The sequence below is a fragment of the Oceanidesulfovibrio marinus genome (assembly GCF_013085545.1).
GTDB lineage: Bacteria > Desulfobacterota > Desulfovibrionia > Desulfovibrionales > Desulfovibrionaceae > Oceanidesulfovibrio > Oceanidesulfovibrio marinus.
Genome location: NZ_CP039543.1, coordinates 3871517 through 3890040, shown reverse-complemented (window position 1 = coordinate 3890040; position 18524 = coordinate 3871517). Strand labels below are relative to the sequence as shown.

At 64.9% G+C, this 18524-nt stretch carries 15 protein-coding genes; all 15 read right to left on the bottom strand.

What is annotated here, in order from left to right:
• Nucleotides 1-12 precede the first annotated feature (12 nt).
• The 15 genes from ftsY to E8L03_RS17095 all read right to left on the bottom strand — a co-directional run bounded on the left by ftsY (nucleotide 13) and on the right by E8L03_RS17095 (nucleotide 18466).
• Nucleotides 13-1482: a signal recognition particle-docking protein FtsY gene (gene ftsY / locus E8L03_RS17165; RefSeq protein WP_171268007.1), complete on the bottom strand. Its 1470-nt coding sequence runs from the start codon at nucleotides 1480-1482 to the stop codon at nucleotides 13-15.
• Between the two features lie 14 nt (nucleotides 1483-1496).
• Nucleotides 1497-2342, bottom strand: coding sequence for a TatD family hydrolase (locus E8L03_RS17160; RefSeq protein WP_171268006.1), 846 nt, complete (start codon nucleotides 2340-2342; stop codon nucleotides 1497-1499).
• Nucleotides 2343-2360: 18 nt separating this feature from the next.
• Entirely contained in the window at nucleotides 2361-3419 is a 1059-nt protein-coding gene (locus E8L03_RS17155; protein WP_171268005.1) for a glycosyltransferase, read from the bottom strand.
• 302 nt (nucleotides 3420-3721) lie between these two features.
• Nucleotides 3722-4333 carry a recombination mediator RecR gene (gene recR / locus E8L03_RS17150; protein ID WP_144305239.1) on the bottom strand — a complete coding sequence of 204 codons (612 nt, stop codon included), beginning with the start codon at nucleotides 4331-4333 and terminating at the stop codon, nucleotides 3722-3724.
• Nucleotides 4334-4645: a YbaB/EbfC family nucleoid-associated protein gene (locus E8L03_RS17145; protein WP_144305240.1), complete on the bottom strand. Its 312-nt coding sequence runs from the start codon at nucleotides 4643-4645 to the stop codon at nucleotides 4334-4336.
• 37 nt (nucleotides 4646-4682) lie between these two features.
• A complete protein-coding gene (gene dnaX, locus E8L03_RS17140) occupies nucleotides 4683-6791 on the bottom strand; it encodes a DNA polymerase III subunit gamma/tau (RefSeq protein ID WP_171268004.1) in 2109 nt (702 codons plus the stop codon).
• A gap of 337 nt (nucleotides 6792-7128) precedes the next feature.
• The gene (locus tag E8L03_RS17135; protein WP_144305242.1) at nucleotides 7129-8049 is read right to left on the bottom strand and encodes a branched-chain amino acid transaminase; all 921 of its coding nucleotides are present in this window, start codon (nucleotides 8047-8049) and stop codon (nucleotides 7129-7131) included.
• A 110-nt stretch (nucleotides 8050-8159) separates the two neighbouring features.
• Entirely contained in the window at nucleotides 8160-9605 is a 1446-nt protein-coding gene (gene der, locus E8L03_RS17130; RefSeq protein ID WP_171268003.1) for a ribosome biogenesis GTPase Der, read from the bottom strand.
• A gap of 220 nt (nucleotides 9606-9825) precedes the next feature.
• Complete coding sequence (gene mtnA, locus E8L03_RS17125; RefSeq protein WP_144305244.1) at nucleotides 9826-10884, bottom strand: S-methyl-5-thioribose-1-phosphate isomerase; 1059 nt, start codon at nucleotides 10882-10884, stop codon at nucleotides 9826-9828.
• A 346-nt stretch (nucleotides 10885-11230) separates the two neighbouring features.
• On the bottom strand, nucleotides 11231-13093 hold the full coding sequence (locus E8L03_RS17120; protein WP_171268002.1) for a carbamoyltransferase family protein: 1863 nt from the start codon (nucleotides 13091-13093) through the stop codon (nucleotides 11231-11233).
• Nucleotides 13094-13105: 12 nt separating this feature from the next.
• On the bottom strand, nucleotides 13106-13255 hold the full coding sequence (locus E8L03_RS17115; protein ID WP_167512438.1) for a DUF5989 family protein: 150 nt from the start codon (nucleotides 13253-13255) through the stop codon (nucleotides 13106-13108).
• 247 nt (nucleotides 13256-13502) lie between these two features.
• Nucleotides 13503-13898 carry an SxtJ family membrane protein gene (locus E8L03_RS17110; RefSeq protein ID WP_171268001.1) on the bottom strand — a complete coding sequence of 132 codons (396 nt, stop codon included), beginning with the start codon at nucleotides 13896-13898 and terminating at the stop codon, nucleotides 13503-13505.
• 30 nt (nucleotides 13899-13928) lie between these two features.
• Entirely contained in the window at nucleotides 13929-15362 is a 1434-nt protein-coding gene (gene gatB / locus E8L03_RS17105; RefSeq protein ID WP_144305247.1) for an Asp-tRNA(Asn)/Glu-tRNA(Gln) amidotransferase subunit GatB, read from the bottom strand.
• A gap of 355 nt (nucleotides 15363-15717) precedes the next feature.
• Nucleotides 15718-17475, bottom strand: a complete 1758-nt coding sequence (locus E8L03_RS17100) for an ARMT1-like domain-containing protein (RefSeq protein ID WP_144305248.1) — start codon at nucleotides 17473-17475, stop codon at nucleotides 15718-15720.
• Nucleotides 17465-18466, bottom strand: coding sequence for an NAD(+)/NADH kinase (locus E8L03_RS17095; protein ID WP_144305249.1), 1002 nt, complete (start codon nucleotides 18464-18466; stop codon nucleotides 17465-17467). The genes E8L03_RS17100 and E8L03_RS17095 overlap by 11 nt, the downstream gene beginning before the upstream one ends.
• Between the last annotated feature and the right edge of the window lie 58 nt (nucleotides 18467-18524).

Genomic DNA, 18524 nt, shown 5'->3' with positions numbered 1-18524 from the left:
ATACGTGTTTGGTTATGTCAGCAATGCTTTCGCAAAGTCATGCCCGTCAAAGGGTCGGAGGTCTTCCATCTTTTCGCCCAGGCCCACGAATGTGATGGGCAGCTGGTACTGCAAGGCGATGGCCACGACCACGCCGCCCTTGGCCGTGCCGTCAAGCTTGGTGAGGATGACCTCGTCCACGCCCACGCCCTTGTTGAAGAGGTCGGCCTGGGACAGGGCGTTCTGGCCGGTGGTGGAGTCGAGCACGAGCACGGAGCGATGCGGCGCGCCGGGGTGCTTCTTGCCGAGCACCTGCTTGATCTTCTTGAGCTCGTCCATGAGGTTGACCTTGGTGTGCAGGCGGCCGGCCGTGTCCACAATGAGCAGATCAAACCGTTCGCTCACGGCCTTGTCCATGGCCTCGTAGGCCACGGCGGCCGGGTCGGCGTCCTGCCCTTTGGCGTAGAACCCCGCGCCCACGCGCTTGGACCAGATCTCCAACTGCTCCACGGCCGCGGCGCGGAAGGTGTCGCCCGCAGCGATGAGCACCTTGCGGCCCTGCATCTGGGCGCGATGGGCCAGCTTGGCGATGGTGGTGGTCTTGCCAACGCCGTTCACGCCGATGACGAGCACCACCTCCGGCGGGTTGACCACGGCGATGCGCTTCTTTTCCTTGAATATTTCTTCAAGCTCCTCGCGCATGAGGTCCTTGAACTGCGCGGGATCGGTGACGTTGTTCTTCTTGGCGCGGGCGCGCAGCCGGTCGGCCAGCTGGACGCTGGCCTCATAGCCCACGTCGGCCATGATCAGAATTTCCTCAAGCTCTTCCCAGAACGCCTCGTCGATGGTCTCGTGCGTGTCGAGCAGCGTGTCGATGCGCTTGGTGATGGTCTCCTTGGTCTTGGCCAGGCCTTCGGAGAGCTTGAGCATCAGCCGGTTCCGCTCGTCCTCCTCGTCTTCCAGGTCCAGGGCCAGGGCCAGGCGGTACTGCAGCTCGGAGCGGAACTCCGCCACGGCCTCGTACTCCATGTCGTCGAGCCACTTCTGGAACCGGGTGATGAAGTCCTCGGCCTCGCTGGCCGGCGCACCCAGCGCCTTGAACAGGAAGGAAAGCCGTTCCCATAGCGCCGGACCTTTTTCGCTGACACCTTCCAGGATGGCGTCGAGCCAGGCAGAGAGCCGCGGCTCGGCCTCGCGCAGGGCCAGGGCGAGATCCTTCTGCCAATCCTCCACGGCGGCCGGCGGCGCTTCTGAGGGCGCAGCAGCCGACGGTTCGGGCGCTGGGCCTTCCCCGGCAGGCGTCTCCACTATGGGCGGAGCCGGCGAGACAACCGGCTCACCCTCGGCCGGTATCCCGGCCTCCGGTTCGGCAGGCGGCTCCTCGGCTCCGGCTTCAGCAGCTTGCTCCGCCGCCTCGGCCTCCACCGCTTCTGCCTCTTCGGCAGCAGCCTGTTGTTCCTCGTCCTTGTTCTTCCAGAACTTGAGCTTGGAGAAGAATGCCATGGTATGTCTATCCTTTATGCATTGTCAGGCAGTGTGATGCCGAAGTACGCGGCGGCGTTCTGCGCCGTGGCGCGCCAGATTGCGGCCGGCTCCACGTCGCGGATGTGCGCAACCTCGGCCGCGGTAAAGGCCAGGTACGCCGGCTCGTTGGTCCTGCCGCGGTACGGGATGGGCGTGAGGTACGGGCAGTCCGTTTCCAGCACCATGGCGTGGAGCGGCAAGGCGGCCACGGCGCGGCGCATGGCCTCGTTCTTGGGAAAGGTCACCGTGCCGGGGATGGAGGCGAACCAGCCGCGGGAGACGATCTCCTGCCCAAGGTCCGGGCCGCCGCCAAAGCAGTGCCACAGCACCGGGCGGTCGGCAAAGCCCATGTCGTCCAGTATCTCCAGCGTCTCCTCGGCGGCGTCGCGGGAGTGTATAACTACGGAAATGTCCTTTTCCCGCGCCAGGGAAAGTTGCTCGCGGAAGGCTATGCGCTGCGCATCGAACGGCGACCAATCACGGTAGAAGTCCAGCCCGATCTCGCCCATTGCCTTGATGCGTGCGTCATCCGCAAAAGCCTGCGCCATGGCGTCGAGGCTCGCGCCGTTCACGCTCTCGGCATCGTGCGGATGGATGCCCATGATGAAGAAGACCTCGTCGCGGTTCTCGAACAGCTCCTTGCCGGCCTCGTACGCCTCGGGCCCCAGGAAGACCTGTCCCACGCGAGAGACGCCTGCCTCCGCGGCCCGGTCCAGCACCGCGTCCACTTCGGCGTCCAAAGGTTCCATATCCAGATGCGCGTGCGTCTCCACACCGCCTGCCGGCAGCCCCACGCTCTGGGGCGGTGGCGGCGGCGTTTTCTTTTTCTTTTTAGCCATGGAAATGCAAAATCCTTATCACGGTCCGGGGAACAGCTCGCCCTGCTCAGCCTTGCGCCACAAGGCCTTCACGGTGCGCGCCTGAGCCTCCCGGCCATAGTCCTGCGCCGTGTCGATGCCTGATTGGACAATCTGCCCAGCGCGGGGATCGTTTGATTCAATGAGCTCCAGCGCGTCGCACAGGGCGATGGCCGCGGCCGGCACGTCGGCGTCGGCCACGAAAAAGCCGTTGCCCTGCTGCTTCTTGGCCGGACCGGATGCGGCGCCGCACGTCTCGTCGGCCATGTAGGGCGCCTCGACGACGAACCCTTCGCGCTGCCAGGCCTGGCGCATGTAGTCCCAGCAGCCCACGCCGGCAAAGCCCACAACGAAGAGCCCGCTGGCCATGGCCTCCAGGGGCGGCAGAGCGCAGCCTTCCGGAAACCCCGTGGCCAGAAAGAGCCGGCACGAGCGCATGGCCTCGGCCACTTCCCACTGCGCCAGGCCGTCTATCTCCACCCAGCGGATCGGCTTTGCCGCCACCTTGGACCGTCTACTGTCCACGGCGACGCGTATCTGGTGCGCCAGGGCCTTGTTCTTGCGGGGCATCCAGGCGATGGCCGGCGGACCGGCCGGCGCGCTCTTGGCCGGATGGAAGATTTCAAGGTCGATGCCGGGCCAGAGCATGTGCGCATGCGCGCCTACCATCTCGTCGATGTACCAGGCCACGGGTCGGGACACGGCCAGGAACGAGACCGGGAGCTGCTTCCAGTGCACGCCCTCCGGCAGTCCGGAAAAAAGGTACGCCCAGTTCTGGCACCACACCACCACGCGGCAGCAGTCCAGGGCCGGGGCCATGGCGTTGGGCCAGCCTTCCGGCGCAAGCCAGATATCCTCGCGCTGCACCACGACCTCGTCCAGCGTCGTGCGCTCCACATCCAGCGAGGCGGCAGCGGCCAGGGCCGGCGCCGACCAGTCGCCGTGCGTGACAAGGCAGACGTCGAACCCCGCGTTGTCGAGGTGCGCGGCGACCTGGATAAGCTGCGCGGTGCCGCCTGTCTGCTTGCCGAGCGGTGGAAGGAAGATAAAGGTTCGCATGGCTACCCTGCCGGATGTCTGGAGCTGGTTCGGTGCGATCATCCACAAAAACCGCCGCCGGATCGCAAACGCGAGTCCGCGCGCCGGTGCGCGCAGGCGGACGCAATGAGGCCGTCCCGCCCGCAACGCGCGTTCATCATATTCCTGGAGCACAACGTTGTGAACCTCGTGCTCCCGCGGCATCCGCCGCGAAGCCCCGCTCAAGGCGAGGCCATTCTCATAACTGAAGAGCGAAAATACAGGTATTTCCTGCTCCCAGTCATAACACCATGCCGGCCCGGCTGCCACGCCGGCCCGCGGTGCTAGAGATTCTGCCGGTGGATGAGCGACTGCCGGAGCGTCTCCTTGTCCACGTGCTTTACCTCGGCCCCCAGGGGAATGCCCTGGGCCAAGCGCGTCACGCTCACGTTGGGATACTCCCGCACGATCATGTTCTTGATGTACGACGCCGTGTTCTCCGCCTCCAGGGTGGTGCCAAGGGCCAGGATGAGCTCGCGGACCTCGCCCTCGGCCAGCCGTTTCTTGAGCACGTCCGTGTTCAGGCCGGTGGCATCCACGCCGTCCAGCGGGGCCAGAAGCCCGCCCAGGATGAGGTAGAGCCCCTGGTAGAAGCCGCCTTCCTCTATGGCGAGCAGGCTGTCCCACTCCGCCACCAGGCAGAGGGTCTCGCGGCTGCGGCGCGCGTCCGAGCAGATGGCGCAGGGATTCGTGTCCGAGAGCCCCCGGCACTCGTCGCAGATACAGAGCCGGTCGCGAAGCTCGCCCACCGCCCGGCCCAGCTCCCGCGTACGGGCCTCCGGCCAGGCGAGCATGGTCAGAGCCATGCGCAGGGCGGACTTCGGCCCCAGCCCGGGCAAGCCGGCCAGCTGATCCACGAGGTCCTTGAGCGGCTCAGGAAGTCGCTCGTGAACCACCTAGAACATCCCCGGAATCTTCATCCCTCCGGTGAGGGCGCCCATCTCTTCCTCGGCCATGTCCTTGGACTTCTTCAGCGCCTCGTTCACCGCGGCAAGCACCAGGTCTTCGAGCATGGGCACGTCCTCGGGGTCCACGGCCTGCGGATCGATCTTCACGCTCTTGATCTCCTGGCTGCCGGTGGCGACCACGGTGACCATGCCGCCGCCCACAGAGGCCTCGACCTCTTTCTCGGCAAGCTCTTCCTGGGCCTTCTGAATCTTCTTCTGCATGACCTGCGCCTGGCGCACCAGATCGTTCATGCCGCGCATGTGGGTATCCTCCATTCAATCATGTTCATTCGGGATTTCAACCGTCGCTGGAGCCGTTTTCGGACCGGCCGCCCGGCTTCTGCGATGGCTTGACAGGATGACAGTTCACGAACTGGGCGTCGAGCTCCTCCATGATCCCCTGCACCAGGGGACGGGAGCGGACCTCGTCGCGCAGCTCTTTCTGGTGGACAAACTCACCGTTCTCGCTGACGACCTCGATGCGTACATCGGGCCCGTAGTGCAGGGCAACGAGCGGCGCCAGAAAACGCCAGTGCTGCTGCTCCTCCACCTGATCCTTGTGGAACGTCGATTTGCAATAAATGGTCAGCACGCCGCCGTCCAGCTCGCCGCGGGTGTGCATCAGCACCGTGGGGCCGTCCTCGCCGCCGGCGTCGCGGTAGCGGGCCATGAACCCAGTCCAGCCGGAGGGATACTCGCGTTCCTGACCTGCCTGCTCCGCATACTCGGGCGGAGTGGGCGGAGCCTCCCGCAACGGGGGCTCGCCGCCTGCCGCGGCCGGGTGTCCTGGCGGCGGGCCACCAAAGGAGTAATCATCCGCCGGGCCGTCGTCCACCCACGGCGGCGGCTCCTGCGCGTGAGAACCATTGTTCTGCGCAGATTGCGGAGCGCCAGCCGGAGTGTCTGAGGGATGGCTGGCCGGGGCGGTCTGCCGTGCGGGCTGGGGTGCCGGCGCAGGCCGGGGAGCATGTTGTTGCGCCGGTTGCTGCGGCGCGGCGCCGTTGCCGGCGTATCCGGGTCTGGGAGCTGCCGGAGCCGGACGCGGCCCGGAAGGCGCCTGGTGCGATCTGTTCTGCGGCGATGGGTGCGGAGGCTGCTGGTCTGCAGGCTGTGCAGGTGCAGAACGCGGTGCCGCCGGAGCAGCGTCGCGTGGAGCGCCCGGCGCGGGGTGGCCGCCTGATGGTGGCGCTCCCGCCGGGCCCTGTGGCCCGCTAAAATTTCCGGGGGAAGCTGCGCCTCCTGAGCCGCCGGACTGACCTGTTCCGCCCCCTGCTCCGCCGGCCGACGGCGCTGCGGGAAGATTCTCCAGCGGCACCAGCCGGGGCAGGAAGGCGAGGTTCACGAGCAACAGCTCCAGGGCGAGCGCGGGCTCCAGACTGGTGAGAACGCGGCGCTGGCCTTCGAGAGTCATCTGCCAGGCGGCGTGGATGTGCGCGAGCTCCAGCTTCTGCGCCCACTCCATCCAGCCGGCGGCCTCCTCCTCGGCCAGGTCCAGCAGCGGTATGGCGGCCTCGCCCGACTGCTTGAGCAGGAAAAGCGTGCGCCACACGGTGACCAGTTCGCGCAGGAAAAAGCCGAGGTCCAGGCCCTGGTCCAGTATCTGGCCGAGCACGCGGGAAACACCCACAGGGTCCTGCCCGTGGATGGATTCCAGCAGCTCGAAGTAGATCTCCTGCCCGGCCAGGCCCAGCACGGAGCGGACATCCTCGGACCGGAGCGGACCGGAGCCCAGGGCGATAACCTGGCCCATGAGGGACATGGAGTCGCGCACGCTGCCGGCCGCGCGCTTGGCGATGAGCGCCAGGGCGGCCTCCTCGTACTCCACGGACTCCTTGTCCAGGATGGCGCGCAGGTGATCCATGAGCCGCGGCGCTGGCAGCCGCTTGAACACGAAGTGCTGGCAGCGGCTGATGATGGTGGCCGGGAACTTGTGCGACTCGGTGGTGGCGAGAACAAAGGTGACGTTGGGCGGCGGCTCTTCCAAGGTTTTGAGCAGCGCGTTGAACGCCTCCTTGGTGAGCATGTGCGCCTCATCGATGATGAAGACCTTGTAGCGGCACTCCATGGGCGCGTAGCCGATGTCCTCGCGCAGGCGGCGGGCGTCGTCGATGCCGCGGTTGGAAGCGCCGTCGATCTCGATGACGTCCACGGCTGCGCCCTGGGTGATCTGGCGGCAGTGGACGCACTCGTTGCACGGCTCTGCCGTGGGCGCGTTCACGCAGTTCACCGCCTTGGCGAAGATGCGCGCCAGCGTGGTCTTGCCCACGCCGCGCGTGCCGCTAAAGAGATAGGCCGGAGCGATGCGGTCCTCCAGCGCGGCGCGGGAGAGCACGGCTTTCACCGTCTCCTGGCCTGCTACCTCGTCAAAGCGTTGGGGTCTGTATTTTGCGGTGAGCGATTGGCTCATGAGCACCTGGGTAGCGCGAATCAGGTCAAATGGAAAGAACCAGTTTAACGGGTTGAAATGGTTTAATCAATCAAGCTTTTAACTAACAGTTGTGAGACGTTGCGGCACCCTGTGCGCAAAAGAAGCCCGACCTGCCTTTTTCGGGCGAACCGGGCTTCGAAACTTATTCTTTCGTAGAGAACGAGACTGCTGTTGAAAAGTCCTCTCACGGCAGGCTGTTCAAAAATCACGCTGGCAAGGCGCAAGGAAAGTTCAAGGCTGACGCGTATACAGCATACGCGAAGGGTTGAACTTTTTGCAGCAACGCAGCCAGCGGGAGATTTTCAACAGCCTGCTGCTAGACCGCGTAGCGGTGCAGCCAGTGCTCATACTTGGGGTTCTCGCCGGCAACGACCTTGAAGAACTCGCCCTGCAGGTGCTTGGCCACTTTGAAGCCGCCCTTGCCGATGGCCCGGCGGTCCAGCTCGCGGATCGGGGTCAGCTCGGCCGCCGTGCCGCAGAAGAAGGCCTCGTCCGCGGTGTAGACCTCGTCGCGGGTGAACTGCTGCTCCACCACCTTGTAGCCCAGGTCCTCGGCCAGCTCCATCAGGCTGGCGCGGGTGATGCCGTCCAGGATGGAGGTGAGCGGCGTGGTCTTGATGACGCCCTTGCGCACGATGAAGATGTTCTCGCCGGTGGCCTCGGAAACGAAACCCGCCGTATCCAGCATCATGGCCTCGTCATAGCCGTCGGCCACGGCCTCGCGCTTTGCCAGCACGGAGTTCACGTAGTTGCCGCAGACCTTGCCCTTGGTCATCATCGCGTTCACGTGATGACGGCTGAAGGTGGAGGTCTTCACGCGGATGCCGTTCTCCAGGGCTTCCTCGCCCAGGTAGGCGCCCCAGGGCCACGTGGCGATGATGGTCTGAATGGGGTTGGAGCCGGGATGCACGCCCATGGCGCCGGCACCCACAAAGGACAGGGGCCGGATGTAGCCCTCCGGCATCTTGTTCGCCTTCAGAGTCTCCACAATGGCGTCGACAATCTCTTCCTCCGTGAAGGGAATCTCCATCTCCACGATGTGCGCAGAGTGGAAGAACCGCTCCACGTGCTCCTTGAGCCGGAAAACCGAAGAGCCGCCGTCCTTGAGCCTGTAGGCGCGGATGCCCTCGAAAACGCCCACGCCGTAGTGCAGCGTGTGGGTGAGAACGTGGACATTCGCCTCGTCCCAGGGAACAAGCTTGCCGTCGAACCATATGGAATCCATTTTCTGGACCATCATGACCCCCTGAAGGTATTTTTTAGGTAGGCGAAGCAGATTACGAGAGAGCGTGCACCGCGTCAAGGACGACGCGTGTTTTCCGCTGCTTCTCCCAATATTTCGCCGTGTTATTCTTTCCCGCCATGGCTGGGTCGGAAAAGCACCTTGAGGGGCGCATGCGGCAGGCCCAGGAGCTTGCGTAGCTGGTTCTCCAGGTACTTGGCGTAGGAGTCCTTCACACGTTCGGGATCATTGACGAAAAAGACGAACGTCGCCGGGTGCACGTCGGTCTGGGTCATGTAGTAGAACTTGGCGCGGCGGCGCTTGACCACCGGGGCCTGGTGGCGACTCAGGGCCTCGCTCATGGCGCGGTTGAGCACGCCGGTGGAGATGCGGGTGCCGGCCTCCTCGTGGATGCTGCGCGCCATGGTCAGTATCTCGTCCACATTGTAACCGGTGAGGGCCGAGCCGTTGATCTTGGGCACATGGGGGCAGATGGACAGCGCCGACTCCAGGTCCTGTACCACCTTCTTGCGCGCGGCCGGCTCCACCATGTCCATCTTGTTAAGGAAGACCAGGAAGGCGATCTTCTCGCGGTCCAGGTACGAGATGAGCTTCTTGTCCTGCTGGGCCACGCCGCCCAGGGCGTCGATGACCAGCACGGCCACGTCTGCCTTGCGCGCCGACTTGAGCGCGGCCTGCACCGTGAACTGCTCCACCTCGTCCGTGATCTTGGTGCGCCGGCGCACGCCGGCCGTATCCACAAAGGTGAAGCGCCACAGCTCCTCGGGCTCGCCGGGCTGGGCCACGGGCTTGCCGCGCTTTCTCTTGCGATGGCCGATGGGGATGTCCGCCACCACGTCCACGCTGTCGCGGGTGGTGCCGGCCAGCTCGCTTACGATCATGCGGTCCCCGCCCACAAAGCGGTTGACCAGCGAGGACTTGCCCGCATTGGGCCGGCCGAGCATGGCGATGCGCAGGCCCGTGCGCACGCCGGGCTCCTCACCCTCCTCCCCTGCTTCCTTCTCCTCGGGCAGCCTCTCGCGGATGGCGTCCAGCAGGCCGTTCATGTTCATGCCGTGGGCCGCGGACACCGCGATGGGCTCCAGCCCCAGGGCGTAGAACTCGGCCGTCAGCTCACTCTCCCGTTCCTCGCCGTCCACCTTGTTCACGGCCAGCAGCACGGGCTTGCCCGAGCCGCGCAGATGGTCGGCCAGGCGGGCGTCCAGCGGGGACATGCCCTCGCGGCCGTCCACCACCAGCACCAGCACGTCGGCCTCGTCCAGGGCGATGCGCGCCTGCTCATAGACCTCGGCCTCGAACCCCTTGAGCCCCTCCGGACCCTTGGCGTCCCAGCGCACGGACTCGCCGGCGTCGTCCAGGGCAAAGCCGCCCGTGTCCACGAGACCGAAGTCCCGTTCGCCCTTGCGGCGCACCTCGCCGTACATGCGGTCGCGGGTGACGCCGGGCCTGTCGTGCGTGATGGCGCGGTTGCGGCCGACCATGCGGTTGAACATGGTGGACTTGCCCACGTTGGGCCGGCCGATGAGCGCTACAAGTGGAAGCGTTTGCATGGGATATCCATATATCACAAACGCCGCCCCCCTGTCTGTCCTGTCAGAGGGACGGCGTCGGATTGAATTATTGAGTAATGCGAGGGCGCTGCCCTCGCGCTCCCGCCAGGGAACTTGGTTCCCTGGACCCTGATATATTGGGGTCCGGGGACCAGTGATCCACGGCAGGGGGCCGGGGGATAGAGTCCCCCGGACTTCGCCAGCGTGGTGGAGCTATCAGCTACAGCCCCGCTTCGTCAAAGGCTTTATTGATGGACTCGGTATACGGGGCTCGGAGCACGCCGCGTTCGGTGACGATGGCGGTGATGAGCTCGTTGGGCGTGGGGTCGAAGGCGAAGTTGTAGACCGGCACGTCCGTGGGGCAGATCTGCACGTCGCCCACGTGGGTAACCTCGCGGGGGGTACGGTCTTCGATGGGCACGTCGTCGCCCGTGGGGGTGTCGCGGTCAATGGTGGAAAGCGGCGCGGCCACATAGAACGGGATGCCGTGCTGCTTGGCGAGCACAGCCACGCCATAGGTACCAATCTTATTTACGGCATCGCCGTTGGCCGTAATGCGGTCGGCGCCAACCACCACGCCCTGGACCATGCCCTTCTTCATGAGCAGGGCGCAGGCGTTGTCGCAGGCAATGGTCACCGGAATGTTGTCCTTGTGCAGCTCGTAGGCCGTGAGCCGCGCGCCCTGCAGGAAGGGCCGGGTCTCATTGGCGATGACCTGGACGTGCTTGCCCTGGTCGATGGCCCCGCGGATGACACCGAGGGCCGTGCCGTAGCCGGCCGTGGCCAGGGCACCAGCGTTGCAGTGGGTCATGATCGTATCGCCGTCGTTGAAGAGCACGCCGCCGAATCGGCCGATGGCCATGCAGCTCTCGATGTCGTCCTGCTGGATGGTCCGGGCCAGCTCCAGCCAGGCCGCGGCCAGGTCGGGCAGGGAGACGTCGCCCCGGGCGTCCCAGGCGTCCTTGGCGCGGACAACGGCCCAGCGCAGGTTCACGGCCGTGGGCCGGGCCTCGGCAATGATCTCCAGCTTCTCCAGAAGTTTGGTCTTCCAGTCACCCTCGCCGCCGGTCTCGGCCAGAATCTCCAGGGCCGCGAGGTGGCACCCGTACGCCGCCGTCACGCCGATGGCCGGTGCGCCGCGCACGACCATGGTCTGCAGGGCGTACACGATGTCCTCGGTGGTGCGGCACACGAAGGTCTCCTCGGTGCAGGGCAAAAGTCGCTGGTCGAGCAGCTTCAGGGCCTTGGCCGCGTCGTCGTACTGGATGTGGTCAGTCATGGTCTCGCGTGGTGTTTGGTGGTGCATGTTGGTGTGGGGCTCCGCCCCACGCCCCGCCAGGGAGTACTGCTCCCTGGACCCGTTACTCGGCCGGTGTTCCGCGCGGTGCGCGAAATCCCGGCTGCCGGACCGGGCTACGCCCGGTGCGAAATGCCAGAGGCTACATGAGCCGCCGCACATTCCTGTGACAACGGATCAAGTATATCCCTGTGCTCATCCTGTGGGCCTGCGCCCCTATTTGCGGATGAGCTTGTGGGGTAGGCGGAAGAGAATCCGCCCCAATCAAGGTCAAGGGAGCCGTGCTCCCTTGCGGGGGCCGGGGCAGCGCCCCGGATTCTTTCAATAACTAATCGAGCTCGTACTCGTCGCGCCAGTCGCCGCTTTCCCGCCATTCGGGTTGGGCGGTTTTGTCCAGCAGGTAGCTGCCGAGCACGAGGCAGTCCATCTCCGTGCGCATGAAGCAGCGGTAGGCGTCTTCCGGCGTACAGACGATGGGTTCGCCGCGCACGTTGAACGAGGTATTGACCACCAGGGGGCAGCCCGTCAACTCGTGGAAGGCGCTGATGAGCGCGTAGTACTCGGGATTCGTCTCCTTGTGCACGGTCTGAATGCGCGCGGAGTAGTCCACGTGGGTCACGGCCGGGATGTCGGAGCGCTGGATGTAGAGGCGCTCGTAGAGCGACAGCTCGTTGTAGTTTTCGGGTAAGGGTTTGCGATGCGGCTCGGCCACGGGCGCGACCACGAGCATGTACGGCGAGGGCACGCCATCCAGCTCGAACCAGTCATCGGCGTGCTCGGCCAGCACCGAGGGCGCGAACGGCCGGAACCCTTCGCGATACTTGATCTTGAGGTTGAGCTTCTTCTGCGTATCCGGGTCGCGGGGATCGCCCAGGATGGAGCGGTTGCCCAGGGCGCGGGGTCCCCACTCCATGCGGCCGCGGTACCAGCCCACAGCGGCGCCGTCGGCGATCTTCTGTGCCACCACAGCGCACAGCTCGGAAAAGTCATTATACTTGGTCGCCGGGGCCGAGTGCTTGCGCAAGGTGCGCAGCACATACCCTTCGCCGTAGATGGGCCCCAGGTAGGAGCCCTGCATGAAGTCGGGCTGCTCCGGGGTCTTTCTTTCCGCACCAAACGCGATGTGCCAGGCAGCCAGGGCCGCGCCCAGAGCGCCGCCGGCATCGCCGGCAGCCGGCTGCACCCAGACGTTGTCGAATATCTTCTCGCGGATGAGCTTGCCGTTGGCCACGCAGTTGAGGGCCACGCCGCCGGCCATGACCAGGTTGGCGCTGCCGGTGAGCTCGCGCGCGGTCCTGGCGAGGCGGTCCATGACCTCCTCGGTGACCTGCTGGATGGCCAGGGCCATATCCATGTACTCCTGGGAGATCTCGCTTTCCGGTTGCCTTCTGGGCACGCCGAAGAGCTTTTCCCAGCTTCTGTCGCAGCACATGGTCAGGCCGGTGGCAAAGTCGAAGTAGCGCATGTTCAGCAGCATGGAGCCGTCCGGCCGGAGGTCGATGAGCTCGTCCAGGATGAGCTGCCGCCAGCGCTGCGTGCGTTCGGACTCCGGGTTGCCGTAGGGTGCGAGGCCCATCAGCTTGTACTCGCCGGAGTTGACCTTGAAGCCCGTGTAGTACGTGAACGCGGAGTACAAGAGGCCCAGCGAGTGTGGGAAGTCGAGCTGCTTTTCGATGGTGATGTTTTTGCCGCGGCCCGTGGCGATGGTGGTGGTGGCCCACTCGCCCACGCCGTCCACAGTAAGCACGGCCGCGTCCTCAAACGGCGAGGGGTAAAACGCGCTGGCCACGTGGGAGAGGTGATGCTCCGGAAACAGAAACGGCGCGCTGCCCGGCCCGATGTCCGCCAGCTCCTCGCGCAGCATCTTCTTCATGAAGAGCTTTTCCTTGATCCACACGGGCATGGAGGACAAAAAGCTCGTCAACCCCTTGGGCGCATAGGCGTGGTACGTCTCCAGCAGGCGCTCGAACTTGAGGTACGGCTTGTCGTAGAAAGCCACAGCCTTCAGATCGCCGGGGGTCAGGCCGGCCTCGGCCATGACATACTTCACGGCGTGGCGCGGGAACCGCTCGTCGTGCTTCTTGCGCGTGAAGCGCTCCTCGTGCGCCGCCGCGATGATCTCGCCGTCCAGCAGCAGCGCCGCGGCCGAGTCGTGGTAAAAGGCGGATATGCCCAGAATGGCGTCGGCCATCGCTGCCCTGCTCTAGAAAATCGTATAGATAAACGGCGCCACGGCAGAGCCTGACGTGAGCACAATGAGCACGCCGAACAGCAATAGCACCATGATGAGCGGGAGCAGCCAGAACTTCTTGCGCTGCCGCATGAACTGCCACAGATCCTTGAGGAAATCCATTTCACGCTACTCCTTGTTGAGGACGGGGCTCCGCCCCGTACCCCGCAAGGGGCCACCGGCCCCTTGACCCCTTTCTGACAGGTATCCGCGTCTCGCTTCGCGTCCCGCGAATTCCTGCGCCCCAGTGAATTCAGATCTATAATAAGGCCGGCGTCCTGGACGCGTAGCGGACAAGACGACGGCCAGCCCAGGGTCCAGGGACATCAGTCCCTGGCGGGGCCTGGGGCAGCGCCCCAGAAAAAACCATTTAAAACATCGTATCCAGATCGTCGGGGCCGAGGGCCTTGTGCACGGCGCGAAACACCGAGTCTGAGCTTTTCTTCCAGACTTTCTTCTGCATGGGGTCCTTGCCCAGCACGGCGCGCAGCAGGGCCACGGGCGTGACCACGGTAAAAAAGACGACGCCCAGGACGATCTTGGACATGACCGTGCCCAGGAGCTCGGAGAACCCCAGCCAGAGCGCGGCAAAGGGCCGCAGCACTGTGGGTTTGATCATGAGCAGGAGGACCACGATAAAAAGCACCGGCGTCAGCTCGGTCACATGGAACACATGGATTGCGATGAGCAGAATGAGCACCAGCGCAAGGCCGGCGTTCAGACAGGCTGTCTTGTCATGCCGGAAATGGAACATGTCGAAAGCCATGGATGCACTCGCTGCGGTCCGGGTCCGGGATCAGCCGCCCAGCTTGTCCTTGAGAATCTGGTTAACGAGGCCCGGGTTGGCCTGGCCCTTGGTAGCGCGCATAACCTGGCCCACGAAGAAGCCCATGAGCTTGGTCTTGCCGCCTTTGTAGGCCGCCACCTCGTCGGGGTTGGCCGCCAGCACCTCGTCCACTTGGGTCTCCAGGGCCGAGGAGTCGGAGATCTGGACCAGCCCCTTGGCCTCGACATAGCTCTTGGGGCTTTCGCCGGAGCCGAAGAGATCGGGGAAGATGTCCTTGGCGATCTTGCCGCTGATAACGCCCTCCTCCACCAGGGAGACGAGCTCGGCCAGCTGCGCCGGCCGCATAGCCGCGTCGGTTACGGCGGCGTGGGTCTGGTGCAGCTCGCGCAGGAAATCGCCCATCATCCAGTTGCCCACCTTCTTGGGCGCGCCGGAGAGCCTGGCCGCCTCCTCGAAGTAGTCGGCCAGATCGCGCTCCGAGGTCAGCAGGTCGGCGTCGCGCTCGGGCAGGTCGTATTCTTCGATGAAGCGGTTGCGCCGCGCCTCGGGCAGCTCGGGCAGCTCGGACTTGCAGCGCTCGATCCACGCCTCGTCCAGCATGACCGGGATGAGGTCCGGGTCCGGGAAGTAGCGGTAGTCGTGGGCCTCTTCCTTGCCGCGCATGGACATGGTCACGTTCTTGCCCGCGTCGTACAGGCGGGTTTCCTGGATGACAGCCTCGCCATCTTCCACCACGTCCTGCTGGCGCATGATCTCGTACTCGATGGCGCGCTGCACGTTGCGGAAGGAGTTGAGGTTCTTCAGCTCGGCGCGGGTGCCGAACTCCTCCTGCCCTTTGGGCCGGATGGAGACGTTGGCATCGCAGCGGAAGGAGCCCTCCTCCAGGTTGCCGTCGCAGATGCCCAGGTAGACCAGGATGGCGCGCAGGCTCTTGAGATAGGCCACGGCCTCCTCGGCGCTGCGGATGTCCGGCTCGCTCACGATCTCCAGCAGCGGCGTGCCCGTGCGGTTCAGGTCCACATAGCTGACGTTCTCGCCCGGGGAGTGGATGGACTTGCCGGCGTCCTCCTCCATGTGGATGCGGGTGATGCCTATGGTGGAGTCCCCGCTCTCCAGATGCACGGTGAGCTTGCCATGCTCGGCAATGGGCTCCTCGTACTGGGAAATCTGGTACGCCTTGGGCAGGTCCGGATAAAAGTAGTTCTTACGCGCAAACACCGAGCGCCGGTTCAGCGTGCAGTCCACGGCCATGGCCATCTTCATGGCGAACTCCACAGCGCGCCGGTTGAGCACCGGGAGCACGCCGGGCATGCCGTTGCAGACCTCGCAGACGTTCGTGTTGGGCTCGTCGCCGAATGTCGTGGGACAGGAACAGAACAACTTGGAGTTGGTGAGGAGCTGGGCGTGGACCTCCAGCCCGATGACCGCTTCGTACTCAGCCATGATGCACTTTCCAGTGGCCGGCGGGATCGCAACGAATCCCCCCGATGAATTGTCTCAAAAAATCGGCTTGGTTGGACGTCACCTCACCACGCCGACTGCGGGTACTCAATCACAAACGATTTCTCTACCCTGCCTTGCCCGGCTGGTCAAACCGCTTCGATGTGGGCTTTTTGTTCTGAGGGACGCTGTCCCTCAGACTCCCTGCAAGGGAGCAGTGCTCCCTTGACCCTTTCTGGGGCCCCGGGAAATTCAATTCCCCGTGCCGCCGGAGGCGTTCCCTGAACCCTGTATCAGGGGTCCGGGGACCACTGGTCCCCGGCAGGGGCCGGGGGACAGAGTCCCCCGTTTACACAGCCTACAGGTACTGAATCCCGGCGTCGAAGTACTTGCCCACGCCGTACTCGCGGCGGCGGAAGAACCGTTCCGGGTTGGGGCCGATGATCTGCATTTCCGGGTGGCGGCGTTGCATTTCCAGGGCGATTTTCATCTCCTTGGTGCAGCCGGTGGAGAAGGTGGCGTCCTTGCCGGTCCAGACCGGCGGCACCCGGCGGTCCATGAGCTCGAAGCTTTTTTCCACATCGGCCACGGACTGGAAGCGCCAGACATCGATGAGGCCGGAGCGCTGCACCCGTTCCCACATGTACATAAGGTCGTCGCCGTCCATGCCTTGTACGAAGTGTTCGGCCGGGTTGATGATGAACGCGCCTTCCAGCCGGAAACGCAGGTAGTCCACGAAGGTCTGCACCACTTCGATGGCAGTTTTGGTCTGTCCGGGGATGGAACCGATGATGGCGGAGTAGAACATGACCTGTTTGCCGGCCAGCTTGGCCTCGCGCATGGTGTGGATAATCTCGTCGGCCATGTCGTTGAGGTCGGACTCGGTGAACTTGTGGATGCCTTTGGCTTTGGGCTTGAAATGGAGCCGGAACGAGCCGTCCTCTTCGCGCTGGAAGCAGAGAATGTCGCGAGTGAACTTGTGGCCGGTGTGGATGAGCCGGCGCACCTGGGGGTCACCCTTGCCGATAATCAGGTCGGCCTCTTTCCAGGCGCGGGAGAAGGTCACGCTCACGCGGTAGAGGTTCAGCCGTTCGCGGGTGCCGTCGGTGATGACCACGAAACGGTGCTCGCGCAGGGCCCGGAGCAGGTCGTTCTTGGACACGGAGTTCTCGGGCATGATGCGCGCCGGCTCCAGCGCCTCGGCCAGCCTGGGGTCACACTCGATGTCCCAGAGGGTGGGCGTCTGGAAGTAGAAGCCGTTCTTGAGCGCGAGCATGACCTGGTGCCCCTGGCGCAGCAGGGCCTTGATGACGAGCACGTCGAAAAGGATGCCGCCCGAGGAGTTGGGGATGTAGAGGATCTTCTTGGCCTCCTCCCGCGGTCCCAGGGCGCGGGACAGGCTCTCCTGGTTGCCGGCGTCGCCGCAGGCCTGGTCCAGGCCCTTCTGCAGCGCCTCGGCGTCCGGCAGCGGACCTTCGTGCCAGAGGTCGGCCCAGGAAGAGAGCGCGAAGAGCCGCAGCATCTCCAGCCGGTCCAGCTCCCAGCGCAGGTCGCCTATACGCTTGCAGGCCAGGGAGCTCTCCGGGCAGTAGTGCAGCGCCTGATCCAGCGCCGGCGTGCCCATGAACTGCGCCACGCGCTCGTTGTAGCTCTTTTTGCGCTCGCGATAGGGATCGTCAATGCCGCTTTGGGTGAGGAAGATGCCCGAGAGCCGCTTGGTGAGCCGCGAGGGGATGAGGATGTGCTGCTCCACAGCCTGCCGGAAATGGTGCCGGGCAAAGGTGACGATCCTGCGCCGCGCGTAGTCGTCCTTGATGTGCTCGTGGATGAGCGCGGCGAACACCCGCCAAGCCGTGAGGTAGCCGCGGGTGAGGTACTGGGATTTTCTGTGCGTCACCAGCTCGCCGAACAGCTCGTCCGAACACGGCACGTAGACCTGGTCTTCTTCCAGAACCACCATGAAGCGAAGCTGCTCCGGCGTGGCGTTGTAGAGCGGCGTGAGCAGGTAGTCGAGGTTGTTCTCGTAGAGGAAGTGCAGCAGCCAGGCATCAAGGTACGGGTCCCGTCCATAGCGCAGCTCCGAGACGGACGAGACCTCGGGAAACTCACTCGGCATCGTCGCTCTCCGCATCCTCCGTCGTAAAGACACCGGTGCAGCTCGACCGGCCCGAGGTCGGATCGACGTTACCAAGGAAGCCCTTGCCTATGAGGCGCTGGAAGTAGGACTCCTCGCCCAGACGGACAAAGGCGAGGTCCGGCACGGCCCTGCTCACCACGATGCGGTCGCCCTCCTCCAGCGGCAGCCCTTCCTGCCCGTCCAGGGTCAGGTAGAGGTCGGCCGGGGATTGCCGCGGAATGATGGTGACGGTTGCGTCCGCCGGAAGCACCATGGGCGGGAAACGGTTGAGGAAAGCGCAGATGGCCGTGACAGTCAGGGACTCCACCCGGGGATGGACAAGCGGGCCGGCGGCGGAGACGGCGTAGCCCGTGGTGCCCTGCGGCGTGGAGACCATGACGCCGTCGGCGCGGACGCAGTCCAGAGAGAAGTCGTCCACGAGCACCTCGAGGTTAGCGAGCCGGGCGAGCTTGCCGCGGTTGATCACCACGTCGTTGACCACGCGGCCGGCCCAGACCTTTGTCTCGCCGTTGGCCGTGGACCGGAAGACCTCGACCATGAGCGCCATGGCGCAGAAGACGTCGTACTTCCCGGCCAGGAGCGCGCCGAGCCCATCCCGCCAGCTTTCCGGACACAGGTCCGTGAGGAAGCCGATCTTGCCGAAGTTGAGCCCGATAAGGGGAATCTGCTCCACCTCGGGCTGGCGCGCCACGCTGAGCATGGTGCCGTCGCCGCCAAGGACGATGATGCAGTCCGGCCTGGGGCCGTTGCGAAGCACGCGGGCCACGGGGCTTTCCAGGGTGGGGTCCGTGTGCTGGGAGTTTTCCACGCAGCTCGCCTCGACATGCTGCTCCATCAGGTACCGGCGGACCTTCTCGCCGAGCTGATGCGCATTGTCGTTACGTGCTTTGGTGACTATGAGCGCGCTGCGCACAGGTACTGGCCTCGCCGGAGTGACGTCGCAATTTTCGTTGGGGTCGGAATGGGGCATGGCCCTTTCCTAGACGAGAGCCGGTCGGGATTCAAGCGGCCAGTGACGCCAAGCGCAG

Bases quoted from the DNA above. Each gene is read 5' to 3' on its own strand.
- ftsY (WP_171268007.1), bottom strand. From the start codon at position 1,482: ATGGCATTCTTCTCCAAGCTCAAGTTCTGGAAGAACAAGGACGAGGAA.
- E8L03_RS17160 (WP_171268006.1), bottom strand. From the start codon at position 2,342: ATGGCTAAAAAGAAAAAGAAAACGCCGCCGCCACCGCCCCAGAGCGTG.
- E8L03_RS17155 (WP_171268005.1), bottom strand. From the start codon at position 3,419: ATGCGAACCTTTATCTTCCTTCCACCGCTCGGCAAGCAGACAGGCGGC.
- E8L03_RS17145 (WP_144305240.1), bottom strand. From the start codon at position 4,645: ATGCGCGGCATGAACGATCTGGTGCGCCAGGCGCAGGTCATGCAGAAG.
- dnaX (WP_171268004.1), bottom strand. From the start codon at position 6,791: ATGAGCCAATCGCTCACCGCAAAATACAGACCCCAACGCTTTGACGAG.
- E8L03_RS17135 (WP_144305242.1), bottom strand. From the start codon at position 8,049: ATGGTCCAGAAAATGGATTCCATATGGTTCGACGGCAAGCTTGTTCCC.
- der (WP_171268003.1), bottom strand. From the start codon at position 9,605: ATGCAAACGCTTCCACTTGTAGCGCTCATCGGCCGGCCCAACGTGGGC.
- mtnA (WP_144305244.1), bottom strand. From the start codon at position 10,884: ATGACTGACCACATCCAGTACGACGACGCGGCCAAGGCCCTGAAGCTG.
- E8L03_RS17120 (WP_171268002.1), bottom strand. From the start codon at position 13,093: ATGGCCGACGCCATTCTGGGCATATCCGCCTTTTACCACGACTCGGCC.
- E8L03_RS17115 (WP_167512438.1), bottom strand. From the start codon at position 13,255: ATGGATTTCCTCAAGGATCTGTGGCAGTTCATGCGGCAGCGCAAGAAG.
- E8L03_RS17110 (WP_171268001.1), bottom strand. From the start codon at position 13,898: ATGGCTTTCGACATGTTCCATTTCCGGCATGACAAGACAGCCTGTCTG.
- gatB (WP_144305247.1), bottom strand. From the start codon at position 15,362: ATGGCTGAGTACGAAGCGGTCATCGGGCTGGAGGTCCACGCCCAGCTC.
- E8L03_RS17100 (WP_144305248.1), bottom strand. From the start codon at position 17,475: ATGCCGAGTGAGTTTCCCGAGGTCTCGTCCGTCTCGGAGCTGCGCTAT.
- E8L03_RS17095 (WP_144305249.1), bottom strand. From the start codon at position 18,466: ATGCCCCATTCCGACCCCAACGAAAATTGCGACGTCACTCCGGCGAGG.